The following is a 19,681-nucleotide window of genomic DNA, read 5'->3' as shown; positions in this document are numbered from 1 at the left end:
CTTATCGTTAAGGTAAGCGCTTTTGCCGGTTGGCGGTATTAATGCCTTATCCGGCCTACAACGGCACCTGCCCGTAGGCCTGATAAGCGCAGCGCCATCAGGCATGTCTTAGCGCCAGGATGAACCCATGATTACCGTTGCCCTTATTGACGACCACCTTATCGTCCGCTCCGGCTTTGCTCAACTGCTGGGGCTGGAACCTGATTTGCAGGTGGTGGCTGAGTTTGGCTCAGGCAGTGAGGCGCTGGCGGGATTACCGGGACGCGGCGTGCAGGTCTGTATCTGTGATATCTCGATGCCAGATATCTCCGGTCTTGAACTGTTAAGCCAGTTACCAAAAGGAATGGCGATTATCATGCTCTCCGTCCACGACAGCCCGGCGCTGGTGGAGCAGGCGCTCAACGCGGGCGCGCGTGGTTTCCTTTCTAAACGCTGTAGCCCGGATGAGCTGATCGCAGCGGTGCATACCGTTGCGACCGGCGGCTGTTACCTGACGCCGGACATCGCCGTCAAACTGGCGGCTGGTCGTCAGGATCCGCTCACCAAACGCGAACGTCAGGTAGCGGAAAAACTGGCACAAGGTATGGCGGTGAAAGAGATTGCTGCTGAACTGGGTCTGTCGCCGAAAACGGTGCACGTGCATCGCGCCAACCTGATGGAAAAGCTGGGCGTCAGTAACGACGTCGAACTGGCCCGCCGGATGTTTGACGGCTGGCAATGAACACGCTCTGTTCCCGGTTAATCACCGTTGTTGCCTGCTTCTTTATCTTCTCTGCCGCGTGGTTTTGCCTGTGGAGCATCAGCCTGCATCTGGTTGAGCGCCCGGAGCTGGCGGTACTGTTGTTTCCGTTTGGCCTGCGTCTGGGGCTGATGCTGCAATGTCCACGTGACTACTGGCCGGTGCTGTTGGGCGCGGAATGGCTGCTTCTTTTCTGGTTGGCACAGGAAGTGGTGCTGGCCCATTTGCCACTTTTGATGATCGGCAGCTTCCTCACGTTACTCCCGGTGATGCTGATATCGCGATACCGCCACCAGCGTGACTGGCGTACGCTGCTGTTGCAGGGCGCGGCGCTTACGGCGGCGGCATTGCTGCAATCGCTGCCCTGGCTTGGGCAGGGTGAAGAGGCATGGAACGCGCTGCTGCTGACGCTCACCGGCGGATTAACGCTGGCGCCGATCTGTCTGGTGTTCTGGCACTATCTGACCAGCACCACCTGGTTGCCGCTGGGCCCTGCGGTGGTGTCGCAGCCGGTGAACTGGCGCGGGCGGCATCTGGTCTGGTACCTGCTGCTGTTTAGCGTCAGCCTGTGGCTACAGCTCGGTTTACCCGCCGAGCTTTCGCGCTTCACGCCGTTTTGCCTCGCGTTGCCGATCATTGCGCTGGCCTGGCACTACGGCTGGCAGGGGGCGCTGATTGCGACGCTGATGAACGCCATCGCGCTGATTGCCAGCCAGACCTGGCACGATCATCCCGTCGACCTGTTGCTCTCGCTGCTGGTGCAAAGCCTGACCGGGCTGCTGCTCGGCGCGGGCATTCAGCGTCTGCGTGAGCTTAACCAGTCGCTGCAAAACGAATTAGCGCGCAACCATCGTCTGGCTGAACGCCTGCTGGAGACCGAAGAGAGCGTGCGCCGGGACGTGGCGCGCGAACTGCATGATGATATCGGCCAAACCATCACTGCCATTCGTACCCAGGCGGGTATTGTCCAGCGCCTGGCGCCGGAAAACGCAGGGGTGAAGCGTAGCGGGGCACACATCGAACAACTTTCTCTCGGCGTGTACGATTCGGTGCGTCGCCTGTTAGGCCGCCTGCGACCACGCCAGTTGGACGATCTCACGCTGGAACAGGCCATCCGCTCATTGATGCGCGAAATGGAACTGGAAAGCCGCGGCATCGTCAGCCATCTGGACTGGCGAATTGACGAATCTGCACTCAGCGAAAGCCAGCGGGTGACGCTGTTTCGCGTCTGTCAGGAAGGACTGAACAACATCGTTAAGCACGCCGACGCCAGCGCGGTGACGCTTCAGGGCTGGCAACAGGATGAACGGCTGATGCTGGTGATTGAGGACGACGGCAGCGGCCTGCCGCCGGGGTCGAGTCAGCATGGATTTGGCCTCACCGGGATGCGTGAACGGATTAGCGCCCTCGGAGGATCGCTGTCGATTTCCTGTACGCACGGCACGCGGGTCAGCGTGTCACTGCCTCAACGTTATGTGTAAGGAGCGGCCATGTTTGCGTTTTTAAAAGCCCCGGCCAATGCGCCGCTCATCACCGACAAGCAGGAAGTGGATGCCCGCTATCGCTATTGGCGGCGGCATATTCTGACCACTATCTGGCTCGGCTACGCACTGTTCTATTTCACACGCAAAAGCTTCAATGCCGCCGTACCGGATATCCTCACCAGCGGCGTGCTGACCCGCAGCGATATTGGGCTACTGGCGACGCTGTTTTACATCACCTACGGCCTGTCGAAGTTTGTTTCCGGTATCGTCAGCGACCGCTCCAACGCCCGCTATTTTATGGGCATCGGGCTGATCGCCACCGGCGTGGTGAACATTCTGTTTGGATTCTCTACCTCACTGTGGGCCTTTGCGGTGCTGTGGGCGCTGAACGCCTTTTTCCAGGGCTGGGGGTCGCCGGTCTGCGCGCGTTTATTGACCGCGTGGTATTCGCGTACCGAGCGCGGCGGCTGGTGGGCGCTGTGGAATACCGCGCACAACGTCGGCGGGGCGCTGATCCCTATCGTGATGGCGGCGACAGCGCTGCACTACGGCTGGCGCGCCGGGATGATGATTGCCGGGTTGCTGGCGATTGTGGTCGGTATTTTCCTTTGCTGGCGGCTGCGCGACAGGCCGCAGGCGATTGGTCTGCCGCCGATTGGCGACTGGCGGCATGATGAGCTGGAAATTGCTCAGCAGCAGGAAGGTGCAGGGCTGAGCCGCAAAGAGATCCTCACCCGCTATGTGCTGCTGAATCCTTATATCTGGCTGTTGTCACTGTGTTATGTGCTGGTGTACGTGGTCCGTGCAGCGATTAATGACTGGGGCAATCTGTACATGTCTGAGACGCTCGGCGTGGATCTGGTGACTGCCAATACCGCCGTGACCATGTTCGAACTGGGTGGATTTGTCGGTGCGCTGGTGGCGGGGTGGGGCTCGGACAAGCTGTTTAACGGCAACCGCGGTCCAATGAACCTGATTTTTGCCGCCGGAATTTTGCTCTCCGTTGGTTCGCTGTGGCTGATGCCGTTCGCCAGCTACGTGATGCAGGCAGCGTGCTTCTTCACGACCGGATTCTTCGTCTTCGGCCCGCAGATGCTGATCGGCATGGCGGCAGCGGAGTGTTCGCACAAAGAGGCGGCAGGTGCAGCAACCGGTTTTGTTGGTCTGTTTGCCTATCTGGGGGCATCGCTCTCCGGCTGGCCGCTGGCGAAGGTGATGGAGGTCTGGCACTGGACCGGGTTTTTTGTGGTGATCGCCATTGCGGCGGGGATTTCCGCGCTGCTGCTCCTGCCGTTTTTAAACGCCCAGGCTCCGCGCGATCTCAACGAAGCGTGATGCACCTCACCTTTTTGCCCTGAGTGGGGCAAAACTAAGAAATTTTCCCGGTTTCACCTGGACGCTGTCTCAGGCACGTCTCCCGGCTGATTTTTACAATGCCTGCTATTCGCAGGTATAAAAATTAGCTCGGGAGTGTCAAATGCTGGCCTTTCTCAACCAGGTGCGCAAGCCGACCCTGGATCTGCCGCTCGATGTGCGGCGCAAAATGTGGTTCAAACCGTTCATGCAGTCCTATCTGGTGGTATTTATCGGCTACCTGACCATGTACCTGATCCGCAAAAACTTCAACATCGCGCAGAACGACATGATCTCCACCTACGGGCTGAGCATGACGCAACTGGGGATGATTGGCCTGGGCTTCTCCATCACCTACGGCGTGGGAAAAACGCTGGTTTCCTACTACGCGGACGGCAAAAACACCAAGCAGTTCCTGCCGTTTATGCTGATCCTCTCTGCCATCTGTATGCTCGGCTTCAGCGCCAGCATGGGCGCGGGTTCAACCAGCCTGTTCCTGATGATTGCCTTCTATGCGCTGAGTGGTTTCTTCCAGAGCACCGGCGGCTCGTGTAGCTATTCCACCATCACCAAATGGACGCCGCGTCGCAAGCGGGGCTCTTACCTCGGTATGTGGAACATCTCCCACAACCTCGGCGGTGCTGGTGCGGCAGGCGTGGCGCTGTTTGGCGCTAACTATCTGTTCGACGGTCACGTCATCGGGATGTTTATCTTCCCGTCGATTATCGCGCTGATTGTTGGTTTTATCGGCCTGCGCTACGGCAGTGACTCCCCGGAATCTTATGGTCTTGGTAAAGCTGAAGAGTTGTTTGGCGAGGAGATCAGCGAAGAAGACAAAGAGACCGAAGAAAACGAGATGACGAAATGGCAGATCTTTGTTGAGTACGTGCTGAAAAACAAAGTGATCTGGTTGTTATGTTTCTCGAACATCTTCCTGTACGTAGTGCGTATCGGTATTGACCAGTGGTCCACTGTCTACGCTTTCCAGGAGCTAAAGCTCTCCAAAGAAGTGGCGATTCAGGGCTTTACCCTGTTTGAAGTGGGCGCGCTGGTCGGCACGCTGCTGTGGGGCTGGCTCTCTGACCTGGCGAATGGTCGCCGTGCGCTGGTGGCCTGCGTGGCGCTGGCGTTGATTATCGCCACCCTGGGCGTTTATCAGCACGCCAGCAACCAGTACGTTTATCTGGCTTCGCTGTTTGCACTGGGCTTCCTGGTATTTGGTCCGCAGCTGTTAATCGGCGTTGCGGCAGTCGGATTTGTACCGAAAAAAGCGATCGGCGCAGCCGATGGGATTAAAGGTACCTTTGCTTATCTGATTGGTGACAGCTTCGCCAAGCTTGGTCTGGGGATGATTGCCGACGGCACGCCGATTTTCGGCCTCACCGGCTGGGCAGGAACCTTCGCCGCGCTGGACACCGCCGCCATCGGTTGTATCTGTCTGATGGCCATCGTGGCCGTGTTTGAAGAACGTAGAATTCGCCGCGAGAAAAAGATTCAACAATTGAAAGTCGCTTAAGTTAAGTGTGCATTGGTAACTTTTGCCCGCCTTAATGGCGGGCTTTTTTATGCCGTGGCGTTCATCCATCGACAGCGATAAATTTGCCGCTATGATGGGCATCCTGTCTGGTAATGGATGTGCGCATGATTTGGATAATGTTGGCCACCCTGGTGGTTGTTTTTGTGGTGGGATTTCGGGTGCTGACGTCCGGTTCACGGCGGGCAATTCGCCGTCTGAGCGAGCGACTGAACATTGATGTCGTGCCAGTAGAATCGATGATCGATCAGATGGGAAAAGTACAGGGTGAGGCTTTTTTACAGTACCTCCACCGCCCTGATGAATCACATCTGCAAAATGCGGCCCAGGTGCTGTTGATCTGGCAAATCGTGATTGTCGACGGCAGTGAGCCGAATCTGCTGCAGTGGCACCGTTGGCTGCAAAAAGCTCGGCTGGCAGCGCCGATTACCGACGCGCAGGTGCGTCTGGCGCTCGGTTTTTTGCGCGAAATGGAGCCGGACATGCAGGAGCTTAATGCGTTTCAAATGCGCTATAACGCCTTTTTCCAGCCCGAAGATGGTGTGCATTGGTTGCATTGAGAATCAGGTCTGATGGCGAATAAATTATGCAAATAACGATTGATTCAATAGCTAATAAGCTATAATTTCTCTATAGCTTATTAGCTATGAGGGATCGTTGATGTGGGAAGTGGAAACAACGGATGCTTTCGATAAATGGTTTGACGTACAGACCGAAGCGCTCAAGGAAGATATGCTCGCAGCAATGATGATTTTATCCGAGTATGGTCCTCAGTTAGGTAGGCCGTTTGCTGATACGGTAAATGCTTCTGCTTTTTCAAATATGAAAGGGTTGCGAGTACAGCATCAGGGTAGTCCGATTCGGGCGTTCTTCGCGTTTGATCCTTCTCGCCATGGCATCGTGCTATGCGCTGGAGATAAAACAGGGTTAAACGAAAAGAAATTCTATAAAGAGATGATCAGGCTTGCGGATGCTGAGTACCGAAATCACCTAATAAGTAAGGAAAATTATGGCTACCCTTAAAGAATTGATGGCGAAACAAAGCGCGGAAAGCCAGGAGCGTATTACCGAAAAAGTAGAAATACTACGTCAGGCGGTTGCGTTAAATATGTTAAGGGAAGAACTGAATCTCTCTCAGGCTGAACTTGCCTCGGCAATGGGTGTTAAGCAGCCAACAATCGCAAAAATGGAGCAGGCAGATAACGATCCTCGTCTGTCGACGCTCAAGCGTTATGTCACGGCACTGGGTGGTGAACTTAGCATTGATGTTAAGCTACCTACAGGTAAAAGAGTCGCGTTCTATCTTTAAAAATCCGAGTAACAGATATTCTTTGTTAAATGAAACTAGTTGCTGAAACGTTAAATACGTCACAAATTTAATGTTACACTGCGTAACTTTTCTACAATAACCCCACGCAGGTAACAAAATGAGTGAAGCTGTTGAACAAAAATCCCGCGCTGAGGCAAATTCCCGACCTAACTGGTCGGCGGTATTTGCCGTGGCGTTCTGCGTTGCCTGCCTGATAACCGTTGAGTTTCTGCCCGTTAGCCTGTTAACGCCGATGGCGCAGGATCTGGGGATTTCTGAAGGTGTGGCGGGGCAATCGGTGACCGTGACGGCATTTGTCGCCATGTTCGCCAGCCTGTTTGTGACGCAAATTATTCAGGCGACCGATCGTCGCTATGTGGTGATCCTGTTTTCGGTGCTGCTGACGCTTTCCTGTCTGCTGGTTTCCTTTGCCAATTCTTTTTCGCTGCTGCTCGTTGGCCGCGCCTGCCTCGGTCTGGCACTTGGCGGTTTCTGGGCGATGTCGGCGTCGCTGACCATGCGTCTGGTTCCTGCACGTACGGTGCCGAAGGCGCTGTCGGTTATTTTTGGCGCAGTCTCCATCGCGCTGGTGATTGCCGCGCCGTTGGGGAGCTTTTTAGGCGGCATTATCGGCTGGCGTAATGTGTTTAATGCGGCGGCGGTGATGGGCGTGCTGTGCACAATTTGGGTGGTGAGAGCGTTGCCTTCGCTGCCTGGCGAGCCTTCGCATCAGAAACAAAACATGTTCAGCCTGTTGCAGAGACCGGGGGTGATGGCCGGGATGATTGCCATCTTCATGTCCTTTGCCGGGCAGTTCGCCTTCTTTACCTATATTCGCCCGATCTATATGAATCTGGCGGGCTTTGACGTTGATGGCCTGACGCTGGTGCTGCTGAGCTTCGGTATTGCCAGCTTTGTTGGTACGTCGCTTTCGTCGATGATTTTGAAGCGTTCGGTCAAACTGGCGTTAGCCGGTGCGCCACTGGTGCTGGCGCTCAGTGCACTGGTCCTGATTCTGTGGGGCAGTGACAAAGTGGTGGCGGCGGGGATTGCGATTATCTGGGGACTGTTGTTTGCGCTGGTACCGGTCGGCTGGTCGACGTGGATCACGCGCTCGCTTGCCGATCAGGCAGAAAAAGCCGGATCGGTGCAGGTCGCAGTGATCCAGCTTGCCAATACCTGTGGGGCTGCGGTGGGAGGCTATGCGCTCGATACTCTCGGACTGCTGTCGCCCCTGATGCTTTCCGGCAGCCTGATGCTGCTGACAGCGCTTCTGGTGGCAGCAAAAGTTCGCATAAAGGGTATGCAATAAACTAAAGCTCGGTATGCCGGATTGCTATCCGGCATCCTGGTTATTTTTTTTAATTAAAACCATTGTTTTCGGCAGTATGGGCAAACCATTCGCCGCTCTTTTTCACCGTACGTTTTTGCGTTTCTAAATCTAACTGGACAAAACCGTAGCGGTTTTTATATCCGTTGAGCCAGGACCAGTTATCAATAAAAGTCCACATATGGTAGCCAAGACAATTACAACCTTCGCTGATGCCTTTATGTAGCCATTTAAGATGCTCAGAAACAAATTCAATGCGGTAGCTGTCGTTGATCTGGTCATGCTCAACGAAACGCTGCTCATTTTCCACACCCATACCGTTTTCAGAAATAAAGCAGCGCGGGTTGCCGTAATTATCACGAAGATTAGTAATAATATCGTAAATACCAGGCTCATAAATTTCCCAGCCACGGTAAGGGTTCATTTTACGCCCCGGCATTTCGTAATAATCAAACAGCCACTCCGGCATAAACGGCGCGTTTGGATTGACCGCAGTATCACGACATTTCACGCGACGCGGCTGATAATAATTGATACCGAGCAGGTCGATTTTCCCCTCGGCGATGAGCTGACTATCGCCTGGCTGACAGGTTGGTAGCTGATCGTACTCTTTCAGCAATTCGACCAGATCCGCCGGATATTCCCCTTTTAGTACCGGGTCAAGGAAGCAGCGGTTAAACAGCAGATCCGCATGGTGCGCGGCTTTCACATCCGCCGGGTGCTGAGAGCGTGGATAAGAGGGCGTCAGATTTAGGATCACACCGATCTCACCGCCGTAGTTTCCGGCGCGATACGCCCGTACCGCCGTGGAATGCGCCAGTACAGTGTGATACGCCACGGTGGCCGCGCGTTTGAAATCCACCACGTTTGGGTAATGGAAGTCATACAGATAGCCGCCTTCCACCGGGACAATAGGCTCGTTAAAGGTGAACCAGTGCTTCACCCGGTTGCCGAACAATGTAAAACACGTCTGCGCGTAGCGGCCAAACGCCTCAACCACCTCACGGTTTTCCCAGCCGCCTTTCTCCTGCATCACCATTGGCATATCGAAGTGGAACAGGGTGAAAAATGGCGTAATGCCTTGCGCCAGCAGCTCGTCGATGACGTTGTTATAGAATTCGACGGCTTCCGGATTCACCTCGCCGGTACCGTCCGGGATCAGGCGTGACCAGCTCAGAGACGTACGGAAGCTGTTGTGCTTCAGCTGCTTGAGCAGTGCGATGTCCTGTTTCCAGTGCTGATAAAAGGTTGAGGTGTTTGCCGGACCAACCCCCTGGTGGAAACGACCTGGCTGACGGTCGAACCACACGTCCCACGTGGTCTGGCTTTTGCCGCCGTTCAGACTATCCCCTTCGGTTTGCAGTGCCGAGCAGGCACTGCCCCACCAGAAGTTTTCTGGAAAACGGTATCGCATTGTTATTGCTCCATTGCTATTTATACGTTCTGGCAACAATACGTGTTTTTGCGACACAGAAACCGGTTACAGCGCTCATTTTACAACAAGATGCTTATAAATCCGGGCATTCAACTTTGCCAAGTGCTTCCCAGTAGTTGTTCTGGTTATTTCTTTGTATTGCCAGAATAGCCTCGCGGATATGCTGCTGATTACGTGTATCAGACATAATCGTTTTTTCCCACACGTCATCGGATGGCGACCCCTGCGGGGTGCAAATCTTGCGTAAGTCCTTCAATACAGTATTTTTTTCATGAACGGACTGTAGAGAGCCGTAAGCCGAATCGGCCTGCGCTAAACCCGGCAGCGTGAAAAGAATGGCAATAAGCGGTAAAGCGGCTCGTTTCATGATAATAATCCTTGTTGTCGATGCGCATCATCTCAAGAGTAAGTGTAGACGGCATGCGTCTCACTCATCAGCCTGTGTTAATTTCTAAACAAATAATCAGCCAGAAGTTGTAGTTTTTCAGGAGGATAGGATGCAAATACAGATTACAGATACCATTACCGAAGACGATCAAAATGCCCTGCTTGCCGGATTGCGCGCCTACAACCGCCAGTTCCTGAGAACCACCAATTTTGGCGACCTGGCGGTGTACTGGCGCGATGAAAGCAATGAAATTCTGGGCGGGCTGATTGGCAAAATCAAAGGCGAATGGCTGTGTATTGATTTCCTGTGGATGCATGATTCGCTGCGCAAAGGCGGTTACGGCACAAAATTGATGCAGGCTGCCGAGCAAACAGCGCGTGAGAGAGGATGCCTGCATGCATTGGTGGATACCATGAGTTTCCAGGCGCTGCCGTTTTATCAGAAAAACGGCTATCAGCTGCAAATGACCCTCGATAACTTTCCGGAAACCGGCTCCGCGCGGCATTATTTGTCGAAAACGTTTTGATGACCGTAAGGTCTGGACGCCGCCTCACTTTCTTGCGCAGCAGAATAGTGTATGTTCTGAACAATCATTTATTTCTTAAGCGGTAAAGAGATGAGACGGATTGAGATAATACTGGGGGAGCTGGAACGGCTGACGCGAGGACTGAATCTTGCCCATCTGGCGCAGGAAACGGCGTTCACAGCGGAAGCTATCGGCTTTAACCTCGGACTGGCGCGCAACTCGGTCAGTAAAGATCTCAATCAGCTCTGGAACGACGGCCTGGCGATTAAAAGCCGCGGACGCCCTGTCTTCTTTCTGCATCGTCAGGCGATTGAAACGCTGCTGGGACGCAAACTGGATGAGTCCGAGCGCGAAGTGCAAACCGTTGCCGACCTGTTACCTGTTCAGGAAAACCAGGCGACAGACGATCCCTTTTCTGGCCTGATTGGTTACGAGCGCAGCCTGCGCGACGCGGTGGAAAAAGGCCGCGCGGCGGTGCTGTATCCCCACGGGCTGCACGTTCTGCTGACCGGTCCCTCCGGCGTCGGCAAAACCTTTTTTGCCGAACTGATGCACCGTTTTGCCTGCGAACGCGCAGTGGGAGCGTCGCCGCCGCTGGTTTACTTTAACTGCGCGGAATACGCCCATAACCCGGAGCTGCTTTCTTCGCACCTGTTTGGTCATCGACAGGGGGCATTTACCGGCGCAAATGAAAATAAACCCGGTCTGGTCGAGCAAGCCGACGGTGGCTATCTGCTGCTCGACGAAGTGCATCGTCTGCCGTATGAAGGTCAGGAAAAGCTATTTTCTATTCTCGACAAAGGCGAATACCGGCCGCTGGGTTCCAACGCCGTGGCGCGGTCTATTTCGGTGCGTCTGATTTGCGCCACCACCGAACCGGTAAGTTCGGCGTTGCTGCGTACCTTCCAGCGACGTATTCAGGTGTGTATCGATTTGCCCGGCATCCGCCAGCGTTCAGTGGAAGAGCAGGTTGAACTGATCGTTGGCTTCTTACAGCGTGAGAGCCGCAAAATCGAGCGTACGATAAGCATCGACCGTACCCTGCTGCTCTGGCTGCTGAACAAGCCGCTGGAAGGCAACATTGGTCAGCTTAAGAGCGACATTCAGTTTCTCTGCGCCCAGGCCTGGGCCTCGGGGATGACCGAGCACAGCGACACGCTACAACTGGATAAACGTCTGACCGAGATCCCCTTTAACGCCACGCCGGAACAACGTCTGTTGGTTGGAGCGCTGTTCGAAGGCAAAGAACACCTGAGCATCGATGCCCGCACGCTGCCCGCGCTGAAAAATTCGCTGGCCACCGGAGCCGAAATTGAAGAGAGCGATCTTTTCTACAGCTTCCTGACCCGCGAATATATCAACCTGCGTAACAGCAACGTGCCGCCAGCCGAAACGCTGGCAATCCTCAAAAACAAGCTCAGTTCGATATTTGAATATGGTCTCTACAGCCGCGACAGCGTGGCGCATCCTCCGCGCTATGGCGATCAGATTGAAGAGCGAGTCACGCTGTTGATCGGCTGTGTTGAGCAGGTGCTTGGTTTTACGCTGCCGGACAATCTGGTTAACCCGCTGCGCAAACACTTCCTGGCGCTGATTGGCTATGTGCAGCGCGGCCTTATTCCGCAACTTTATTCTTCCAGCCTGATCCTCGATCGCTGCAAAGATGAATACGAAAACGCTACGCTGTTATGCCGAAAAATCAATGAACTGCTGCATATTCAGTGTCCGGCGACGGAGGTGGTCTGGCTGTGCCTGTTCCTCAAAGAGTGTCGCCATTACCGCCAACGGATTGACGCCAGTCCTGACTGCGGGGTGATTTTGATTGCCCACGGTGCGACGACCGCCACAAGTCAGGCGCAGTACGTGAATCGCGTGCTGGAGCGCGAGGTGTTCAGCGCTATCGATATGCCTTTCGAGCAGTCGGTGCATGACACGCTGGAAGCCCTTACGCAGATGATCCAGACCCGGCAATATCGCCGATTGATCCTGATGGTGGATATTGGTTCACTGGTCCATTTTGGCAGCACGATCAGTAAGTTATTCCAGATAGACGTACTGCTAATGCCCAATATCACGCTCACCAGCCTGCTGGAGATTGGGCTGGATTTAAGCTACGAAACCAGCGACTTGCTGCAGCTGGCGGCGTTGATGCAGAGCAAAAATATTCCCTGTCAGCTCTGTACTCCGCAGCAGGAAAATAGCGGTAAAGTGCTGGTTATCTCCTGCATCACTGGGATGGGAACGGCAGAAAAAATCAAAAAGGTGCTGGAAGAGAGCTTCGGTGAGTTGATGTCGCAGGATACACGGATGGTGATCCTCGATTACAACGAAGTTCGCAGCCTGGAGCGTGTTCAGCAGGCAATTAACGCCAGTGAACGCCTGGCGGGAATAGTGGGCACTTTCCAGCCAGGACTGCCGGATATTCCGTTTATCTCGCTCGAGGAGCTGTTCTCTGAGCAAGGCCCCGAGCTGGTACTCAGCCTGCTGACGCCAGATCTCTCCAGCAGCGAACGCCGTCTGGAGATGGAGCGCAGCGCGATGCGCTTTATCAGCGCGTTGACTATGGAGAGCATCATTAACCATATTTCGGTGCTCAACCCGCAGCGTATTCTCAAAGAGATGGAAGGCGTGCTGAATCATCTGACCACCGCGCTTTCGCTCAAACCGAGCCGTCAGGTGACACTGCGCTTCCTGATCCACTGCTGCTGTATGGTCGAGCGTATCGTGATTAACCGCAAACCGTTACAGATGGCGCTGGAGAACAAGCCGGATCTGGATAATCGCGCGTTTAGTGTCATTAAATCCGCTTTCCTGCCGATCGAAGAGGCCTATGCTATTCGCTTATCGGACGCGGAGTATTTTTATATCTACGAACTGCTGTATAGCTAATCCCTTTACTGGCGCGGCTTCCTGCCTCGCCAGCGCTCCTCTCTTCCCCGCGTGACACAAATTCTGGCACAGCCTTTGCTCTTACTTTGATGAGTTTGCCGGATGGCGGCATAAAACGCCTTATCCGGCCTACAAAGCACTTGCCGTAGGCCTGATAAGCGAAGCGCCATCAGGCATTGCAAGTCTCATGTAATCGAGCCAGGAGGCCATTTTGACTACCACTGAATCCTTGCCCCAGATCCTGCTGCTGACCCATGGCGGCTGGGGGCAACAGCTTTGCAACAGCCTGCGCATGGTGATGGGTGAAATCAAAGGCGTGACGGAAATTGCGCTGATGCCCGTTGATACGCTCGGCGAGTTTTATCAGCGCGTTGAAGCCGTAGTGAAAACCATGCCGGAAGGCTCATTGATCCTGACTGATTTTATTGGCGGCACCACCTCCAACGTGGCGGCGCGGCTGAGCGCCGATTATCCGGTGGCTGTTATTTCCGGGCTCAACGCCTCTTTGCTGCTGGAGGCGCTCGACAAACGCGAGCATGGCCGGTTGACCACCTGCGTGGCTGAACTGGTCGACGCCGGGCGTAGCAGTTGCCTGGACGTTGTCGCCCACGTGCGTCAATTACAACAATCACAATAAGGAATAAACATCATGGCAAACATCGTCTTATGTCGTATCGATAGCCGTCTGATTCATGGACAAGTGGTGACCAAATGGGTTGGGCAATCTCAGGCAAACCGGATTGCGGTGGTTAGCGATGAGCTGGATGCCGATCCGTTTATGAAAAACATCTACCTGATGGCCGCGCCGCCAAACATCAAAGTGGATTGTTTCGGTAACCAAAGTTTTGCTGCCGCCTGGAAAGAAAACCAGCTTGGTGACGGCAAAGTGCTGGTGCTGTTCCCTTCTCTGGCGGCGGTTCAGGAAGCGGTCCAGTTGGGGTTTGACGTCACTACCATTCAGGTCGGTGGGCTGGGCGGTGGGCCAAACCGCAAAGCGGTATTCCAGAACATTACGCTGGATGAAAAAGACGTCGGCATTCTGAGCGACCTGAAAAATCGTGGGATTCAGGTGTTCTTCCAGACTATCCCGGAAGATAAGCCTCAGTCGCTGGACGATATCCTGAAAAAATTCTAATTCTTTGATAACAGGGTAACTAATTATGGATACTTTAGTCTTTGCAAGCCTGATGGGGTTGTATTACTGGTTTGCCCGTTTACGCCTTGGCTACACCTTCTCCGCTATGCTGCTACAGCCGGTCGTGATTGCCGTATTCGTTGGCTTGCTGTTAGGCAATATGGAAACGGCGATGATCATCGGTGCCGGTATGCAGCTGGTTTATCTCGGCGTGACCTCTACGCCAGGCGGTAACGTCCCGTCGGATCCGGCGCTGGCCGCCTGTATTTCAATTCCTATCGCTGTGAAGGCCGGAATGGACCCGAACCTGGCTATCGCGCTGGCGATCCCGTTTGGCGTCATCGGCGTGTTCCTCGACCAGTTGCGCCGCACGTTAAACGCAGCGTGGGTGCATATGGCCGACAAGCATGCGGAAACGGCCAATATGGCGGGCATTATGCGCTGTGCATTCCTCTACCCGGCGTTGCTTGGCCTTGTACTGCGTTTCCCGGTGGTTTTCGCCGCCAACTATTTTGGTCAGGACGTGGTGGAAAGCTTCCTCAAGCTGATGCCGCACTGGCTGACGCACTCCTTTGAAATTATGGGCGGCATTCTGCCAGCGTTGGGCTTCGCCATCACCATTATGGTGATCGGTAAAAAGAGCCTTCTGCCGTGGTTTATCGGCGGTTTCTTTGCGGTGCTGTACCTGAAGGTAGACATCATGGCGATGGCAATCTTTGGTACCTGCGTGGCTTTCCTGATTAAAGGTCTGGCGAAAAATGAAGGAGCAGCATGATGAGCAGCGACGTAATGCAACATGAACTGGTGGAGCGTGCGCGTGAAAGCGGCACGCTGACCAAAGCAGACATCACCAAAGCCTGGTTTATCTACTGGCTGGGTGCAGAAGTTTCCAGCTCCTATGAGCGTTTGCAGAGCCTGATTTTCTGCGCCTCGATGACGCCGATCATCAAAAAGCTCTACCCGCAAAAAGAGGAACAGGTAGAAGCGCTGAAACGCCATCTGAACTTCTTCAACTCAGAGCAGACGTTCGGGGCGGTGATTCAGGGGATCTCCATTGCGATGGAGGAACAGAAAACCCGCGGCGAGCCGATCAGCGATGCTTCAATTACCGGGATTAAAACCGGGCTAATGGGACCGCTGGCCGGGATGGGGGACTCGATCATCTGGGCCGCCGTGATGCCGCTGTTAATTGCTATTTTTATCCCATTCGCGGCAAATGGCAGCGCGATGGGCGGAATTGTACCGTTAATCCTCTACCCGGCCATTACGTTGGCAATCAGCTACGGTATGGTGCACAAAGGCTATACGCTGGGACGTGACTCGATAATTGGTCTGCTGCAGGGAGGGCGAATAAAGGAACTGATCTACGGCGCGAACGTGCTGGGCCTGATCATGATGGGTGCGCTTTCTGCGAGCTACGTCAAGATCACCACGCCGTTAAAACTCAGCGCCCTGAAAGGCTCTGAAGTGGTGGTTCAGCAAATCCTCGACTCTATTGCCCCCGGTCTGTTGCCGCTGGCGGCGGTGTTCGCCATTTATTTCTATCTGGTGAAGAAAGGGCCGCGTTACACCACGATTTTGCTATCGATTGTTGCGCTCAGCGTGGTCTGCTCGCTACTGGGAGTGCTGTAAGCCATGACACAGAATATCTACCAACAATTGGGGCTAAAACAGGTGATTAACGCCTGCGGCAAGATGACGATTTTGGGCGTTTCCAGCGTCGCGCCGGAAGTGATGCAAGCCACCGCGCGGGCAGCTTCGGCCTTTGTTGAAATTGACCGGCTGGTGGACCGTACCGGTCAATTGGTTTCCCGCTACACCGGCGCGGAGGACAGCTATGTTACTTCGTGCGCCTCGGCGGGTATTGCGATTGCCGTTGCCGCCGCCATTACCCGCGGTGACCAGGCTAGTGTCACGCTGATGCCGGACAGCGCGGGTATGGCCAATGAAGTGGTCATGCTGCGCGGGCATAACGTTGACTACGGTGCGCCCATCACCAGCGCGATCCGCTTAGGCGGCGGACGCGTGGTGGAGGTTGGCTCAAGTAATCTGGCGGCCCGCTGGCAGCTGGAGAGCGCGATTACCGATAACACCGCCGCGCTGCTGTACGTGAAATCGCACCACTGCGTGCAGAAAGGCATGTTGAGCATTGCAGACTTCGTACGGGTTGCGCAGGTTCATAACCTGCCGCTGATTGTCGATGCCGCCGCCGAGGAAGACTTATACGCCTGGGTGGCGAGCGGGGCGGATATGGTGGTCTACAGCGGGGCAAAAGCCTTTAACGCGCCGACCTCCGGGTTTATCACCGGAAAGAAACAGTGGATTGCCGCGTGTAAAGCGCAGCACCACGGAATTGCTCGGGCGATGAAGATCGGCAAAGAGAATATGGTCGGGCTGGTGTATGCCCTGGAAAACTATCATCAGGGGCAAACTGTGGTCACCGCTGAAGAACTGCAACCTGTGGTGCAGGCGATTTCAGCGATTCACGGACTAAAGGCGGATATTGAGCAGGACGAAGCCGGGCGCGCCATCTGGCGGATTCGTATTCGGGTGAATGCACAAGAGCTGGGGATGGATGCTTACGCCGTAGAAGCGCAGCTGCGAGAGGGTGATATCGCGATTTACGCTCGCCGTTACAACCTTCATCAGGGCGTCTTTAGTCTTGACCCGCGTACGGTTGCAGAAGGGGAAATGGCACTGATCGTGGCCCGACTAAAGGAGATTGCAGACCATGCAGCACATTAATTTTTATCGCAATAAAGTGGCTATTAACGTGCTGGCGAAGGATATCGCCAACGCCCGGGAAATCTATGACGCTGCCGAAGGTCACGCGGTGATCGGCATTCTTTCGGCGCAGTTCTCCTCGGTTGAGGAAGGGGTTAAGGAAGTGAAACGCTGGATGGTCGACGTGCCGTCGATTTCCGTGGGGCTGGGGGCGGGCGACCCGGCGCAGTATTACAAAGCGGCAATGATTGCCTCACAGGTCCATCCGGCACACGTCAACCAGACCTTTACCGGTTGTGGGTTTGCGGCAGGCGCCTTGGCGGCAACGGGCGGTGAACAGACCCATATCAACGCGTTAGTCAGTCCCACGGGCACGCCGGGGGAAGTGTTGATCTCCACTGGCGTCAGCAGCAGCCAGGGCACGCCAGCCCACGTTTCCTGTGATGCAGCGGTACGTATGATGCTGGACTCTGGCGCGCATGCGGCGAAGTTCTTCCCAATGGGCGGTGAGCAGTCCCTGCCTGAGTTGTACGCACTGGCGACGACAGCGGCACGCAACGGCATGACGTTGATTGAGCCGACCGGCGGTATCGATCTCGATAACTTCGGCATTATCCTGCAATCCTGTCTGGAAGCAGGAGTACCGCGCGTCATGCCGCATGTTTACAGCTCGATTATCGACCCACAGACCGGTAATACCCGGCCTGCAGATATCATCAGGTTGATGGAGATAGTCAAAGCCCTGGTGTGATGTTGCTATCGCCGGATGGCACACAAAAAATGCCCGGTAAGCGTTAGGTGCTACCGGGCATTTTTGCGAACACCCTTCCCTGAAAATGAATATATTGCACCAGCATGTATTTATCCTCGAAAGCGCCTCGCAGAGAGATAATTTCCCTGATGTCGTCTGTGCCACTGGCGAGTAATGTCCCGTCATCTTGTTCTTCCGGTGACGGACCGCCATGCAAAAACCAACAACATCTACACCGCATGATGCGGTGTTTAAAAAATTCTTAGGCCATCCAGATACGGTGCGGGATTTTCTTGATACCTATCTTCCTGCGTCATTACATGAGCTTTGCGATCTGGATACACTGAAACTGGAACCCGGGAGTTTTATTGAGGAGGATCTGCGTGCCAGTTATTCCGATATTCTGTGGTCGCTAAAAACTAGAACCGGTAAAGGCTATATCTACGCGTTGATTGAACACCAAAGCTCGCCAGATGCTCATATGGCATTCAGGATGATGCGTTATGCCATTGCTACGATGCAGAAGCATCTTGATGCAGGACACAAAACGCTGCCGCTGGTGGTGCCGATACTTTTTTATCATGGCGTTGACAGCCCGTATCCATACTCGCTGTGTTGGCTGGATGAATTTGATGATCCACAAACTGCGCGGCAGCTTTATGGTTCTGCCTTCCCGCTGGTAGACATCACGGTGGTGTCTGATGATGAGATTATGCAGCATCGGCGGATGGCGCTACTTGAACTTGTCCAGAAGCATATACGTGAACGTGACCTGATGGTGCTGGTGGATAACCTGGTTGCTCTGCTGGTTAAGGGATACGCTAATGACAGCCAGGTAGAAACGCTATTTAATTATCTGATGCAGTCTGGCAGCGCACCGCGTTTCGAGGCGTTTATTCGCGAGGTGGCTTTACGCGTTCCCCAACACAAGGAGAGATTAATGACTATTGCAGAATGCTTACGCGAGTCGGGGCGAAGAAGGGGTTTATTAGAGGGTAAACTCGAAGGTAAACAAGACGAAGCGTTGCGGATAGCCCATGCCATGCTGGAGAAGGGTATTGATCGTGAACTGGTGCTGATTATTACCGGACTTTCGTTGGACGAACTGGCGGCACATTCAGACTAATCCTTCTCTTTCCCTGTTATGCCTTTTTCTTCTTGCTGATGCTTTTTCGTTTTTTAAACCGCAGCGACCTTGCCGCTATAGTCATTTCATTACTCATCAGGCGGTTATTGCAAAAGGATAGAACGTGAAGCTGAAGATACCTTTTTTTGGGGCCGGGGCGGCGGTATTACTGGCGGGGTTATTGCTGGCAGGATGCGATCAACAGAGCAGTGATGCAAAGCATATCAAAGTGGGTGTGATTAACGGTGCCGAGCAGGATGTGGCGGAGGTCGCGAAGAAAGTCGCTAAAGAAAAATATGGCCTTGAGGTGGAGCTGGTGGGTTTTAGCGGTTCTCTGCTGCCCAACGATGCCACTAATCATGGTGAGCTGGATGCCAACGTCTTCCAGCATCGTCCGTTCCTCGAACAAGATAATAAAGCACACGACTATAAGCTGGTTGCGGTGGGCAATACCTTTGTGTTCCCGATGGCAGGGTATTCGAAGAAAATCAAAACCGTCGCTGAACTAAAAGACGGTGCAACGATTGCGATACCTAACGATCCAACCAACCTCGGGCGGGCGCTGTTGCTGCTGCAAAAAGAGAAGTTAATTACGCTGAAAGCGGATACCGGCCTGCTGCCAACAGCGTTGGATATCACTGATAATCCGCGGCATCTGAAAATTATGGAACTGGAAGGCGCGCAGTTGCCGCGCGTATTGGACGATCAGAAAGTGGATGTAGCGATTATCAGTACCACCTACATCCAGCAAACCGGGCTTTCCCCGGTACATGACAGCGTATTTATCGAAGACAAAAACTCACCGTACGTGAACATCCTGGTGGCGCGAGAAGACAACAAAGATGCCGAGAATGTGAAAGAATTCCTGCAATCTTATCAGTCACCGGAAGCGGCAAAGGCGGCAGAAACTATCTTTAACGGCGGCGCGGTTCCGGGTTGGTAATCGTGACCCGTTGCC

At 54.2% G+C, this 19,681-nt stretch carries 20 protein-coding genes; 18 read left to right on the top strand and 2 right to left on the bottom strand.

The window, feature by feature from the left end:
* The first annotated feature begins 127 nt into the window (after positions 1-127).
* The 8 genes from uhpA (at position 128) to nepI (ending at position 7,731) form a co-directional block, all read left to right on the top strand.
* Positions 128-721 carry a transcriptional regulator UhpA gene (gene uhpA, locus E6P06_RS27205; RefSeq protein WP_003023923.1) on the top strand — a complete coding sequence of 198 codons (594 nt, stop codon included), beginning with the start codon at positions 128-130 and terminating at the stop codon, positions 719-721.
* The gene (gene uhpB, locus E6P06_RS27200) at positions 718-2,220 is read left to right on the top strand and encodes a signal transduction histidine-protein kinase/phosphatase UhpB (protein WP_057101855.1); all 1,503 of its coding nucleotides are present in this window, start codon (positions 718-720) and stop codon (positions 2,218-2,220) included. The genes uhpA and uhpB overlap by 4 nt, the downstream gene beginning before the upstream one ends.
* A 9-nt stretch (positions 2,221-2,229) precedes the next feature.
* On the top strand, positions 2,230-3,558 hold the full coding sequence (locus E6P06_RS27195; RefSeq protein WP_057101854.1) for an MFS transporter: 1,329 nt from the start codon (positions 2,230-2,232) through the stop codon (positions 3,556-3,558).
* Between the two features lie 142 nt (positions 3,559-3,700).
* Positions 3,701-5,092: a hexose-6-phosphate:phosphate antiporter gene (gene uhpT / locus E6P06_RS27190; RefSeq protein ID WP_139935880.1), complete on the top strand. Its 1,392-nt coding sequence runs from the start codon at positions 3,701-3,703 to the stop codon at positions 5,090-5,092.
* A gap of 125 nt (positions 5,093-5,217) precedes the next feature.
* Positions 5,218-5,670, top strand: a complete 453-nt coding sequence (locus E6P06_RS27185) for a DUF1198 family protein (RefSeq protein ID WP_003023933.1) — start codon at positions 5,218-5,220, stop codon at positions 5,668-5,670.
* A 100-nt stretch (positions 5,671-5,770) separates the two neighbouring features.
* The gene (locus E6P06_RS27180; protein ID WP_049000674.1) at positions 5,771-6,133 is read left to right on the top strand and encodes a type II toxin-antitoxin system RelE/ParE family toxin; all 363 of its coding nucleotides are present in this window, start codon (positions 5,771-5,773) and stop codon (positions 6,131-6,133) included.
* On the top strand, positions 6,120-6,419 hold the full coding sequence (locus E6P06_RS27175; RefSeq protein ID WP_049000676.1) for a helix-turn-helix domain-containing protein: 300 nt from the start codon (positions 6,120-6,122) through the stop codon (positions 6,417-6,419). The genes E6P06_RS27180 and E6P06_RS27175 overlap by 14 nt, the downstream gene beginning before the upstream one ends.
* A gap of 118 nt (positions 6,420-6,537) precedes the next feature.
* The gene (gene nepI, locus E6P06_RS27170; RefSeq protein ID WP_003840662.1) at positions 6,538-7,731 is read left to right on the top strand and encodes a purine ribonucleoside efflux pump NepI; all 1,194 of its coding nucleotides are present in this window, start codon (positions 6,538-6,540) and stop codon (positions 7,729-7,731) included.
* A gap of 49 nt (positions 7,732-7,780) precedes the next feature.
* On the opposite strand, the gene E6P06_RS27165 is transcribed toward nepI, so the two are convergent.
* The gene (locus E6P06_RS27165; RefSeq protein WP_139935879.1) at positions 7,781-9,163 is read right to left on the bottom strand and encodes a glycoside hydrolase family 1 protein; all 1,383 of its coding nucleotides are present in this window, start codon (positions 9,161-9,163) and stop codon (positions 7,781-7,783) included.
* Positions 9,164-9,257: 94 nt separating this feature from the next.
* Positions 9,258-9,551 carry a YicS family protein gene (locus E6P06_RS27160; protein ID WP_003840665.1) on the bottom strand — a complete coding sequence of 98 codons (294 nt, stop codon included), beginning with the start codon at positions 9,549-9,551 and terminating at the stop codon, positions 9,258-9,260.
* A gap of 130 nt (positions 9,552-9,681) precedes the next feature.
* On the opposite strand from E6P06_RS27160, the gene E6P06_RS27155 reads away from it, so the two are divergent.
* From E6P06_RS27155 to nlpA, 10 genes are all read left to right on the top strand, one after another.
* The gene (locus E6P06_RS27155) at positions 9,682-10,098 is read left to right on the top strand and encodes a GNAT family N-acetyltransferase (RefSeq protein ID WP_003023951.1); all 417 of its coding nucleotides are present in this window, start codon (positions 9,682-9,684) and stop codon (positions 10,096-10,098) included.
* A 90-nt stretch (positions 10,099-10,188) separates the two neighbouring features.
* Entirely contained in the window at positions 10,189-12,987 is a 2,799-nt protein-coding gene (dagR, locus tag E6P06_RS27150; RefSeq protein ID WP_139935878.1) for a transcriptional regulator DagR, read from the top strand.
* A 211-nt stretch (positions 12,988-13,198) separates the two neighbouring features.
* On the top strand, positions 13,199-13,624 hold the full coding sequence (locus E6P06_RS27145; RefSeq protein WP_003840671.1) for a PTS sugar transporter subunit IIA: 426 nt from the start codon (positions 13,199-13,201) through the stop codon (positions 13,622-13,624).
* A 12-nt stretch (positions 13,625-13,636) separates the two neighbouring features.
* Positions 13,637-14,122, top strand: a complete 486-nt coding sequence (locus E6P06_RS27140; protein ID WP_003023959.1) for a PTS system mannose/fructose/N-acetylgalactosamine-transporter subunit IIB — start codon at positions 13,637-13,639, stop codon at positions 14,120-14,122.
* A gap of 25 nt (positions 14,123-14,147) precedes the next feature.
* On the top strand, positions 14,148-14,897 hold the full coding sequence (locus E6P06_RS27135) for a PTS sugar transporter subunit IIC (protein WP_003023960.1): 750 nt from the start codon (positions 14,148-14,150) through the stop codon (positions 14,895-14,897).
* Entirely contained in the window at positions 14,894-15,754 is an 861-nt protein-coding gene (locus E6P06_RS27130; protein ID WP_005121522.1) for a PTS system mannose/fructose/sorbose family transporter subunit IID, read from the top strand. Before E6P06_RS27135 ends, E6P06_RS27130 begins: the two co-directional genes overlap by 4 nt.
* A 3-nt stretch (positions 15,755-15,757) precedes the next feature.
* Positions 15,758-16,867, top strand: coding sequence for a D-glucosaminate-6-phosphate ammonia lyase (gene dgaE / locus E6P06_RS27125; RefSeq protein ID WP_139935877.1), 1,110 nt, complete (start codon positions 15,758-15,760; stop codon positions 16,865-16,867).
* The gene (locus E6P06_RS27120) at positions 16,854-17,597 is read left to right on the top strand and encodes a 2-dehydro-3-deoxy-phosphogluconate aldolase (protein ID WP_057063287.1); all 744 of its coding nucleotides are present in this window, start codon (positions 16,854-16,856) and stop codon (positions 17,595-17,597) included. Before dgaE ends, E6P06_RS27120 begins: the two co-directional genes overlap by 14 nt.
* A gap of 211 nt (positions 17,598-17,808) precedes the next feature.
* Positions 17,809-18,723, top strand: coding sequence for an Rpn family recombination-promoting nuclease/putative transposase (locus E6P06_RS27115; RefSeq protein ID WP_139935876.1), 915 nt, complete (start codon positions 17,809-17,811; stop codon positions 18,721-18,723).
* Positions 18,724-18,847: 124 nt separating this feature from the next.
* The gene (gene nlpA / locus E6P06_RS27110) at positions 18,848-19,666 is read left to right on the top strand and encodes a lipoprotein NlpA (protein WP_139935875.1); all 819 of its coding nucleotides are present in this window, start codon (positions 18,848-18,850) and stop codon (positions 19,664-19,666) included.
* The last annotated feature ends 15 nt before the right edge of the window (positions 19,667-19,681 follow it).

The organism is Citrobacter sp. CF971, assembly GCF_006385635.1.
Taxonomy (GTDB): domain Bacteria; phylum Pseudomonadota; class Gammaproteobacteria; order Enterobacterales; family Enterobacteriaceae; genus Citrobacter; species Citrobacter freundii.
The sequence above is the reverse complement of the archived record's forward strand: the minus strand, read 5'-3'. Positions and strand labels throughout refer to the sequence as shown.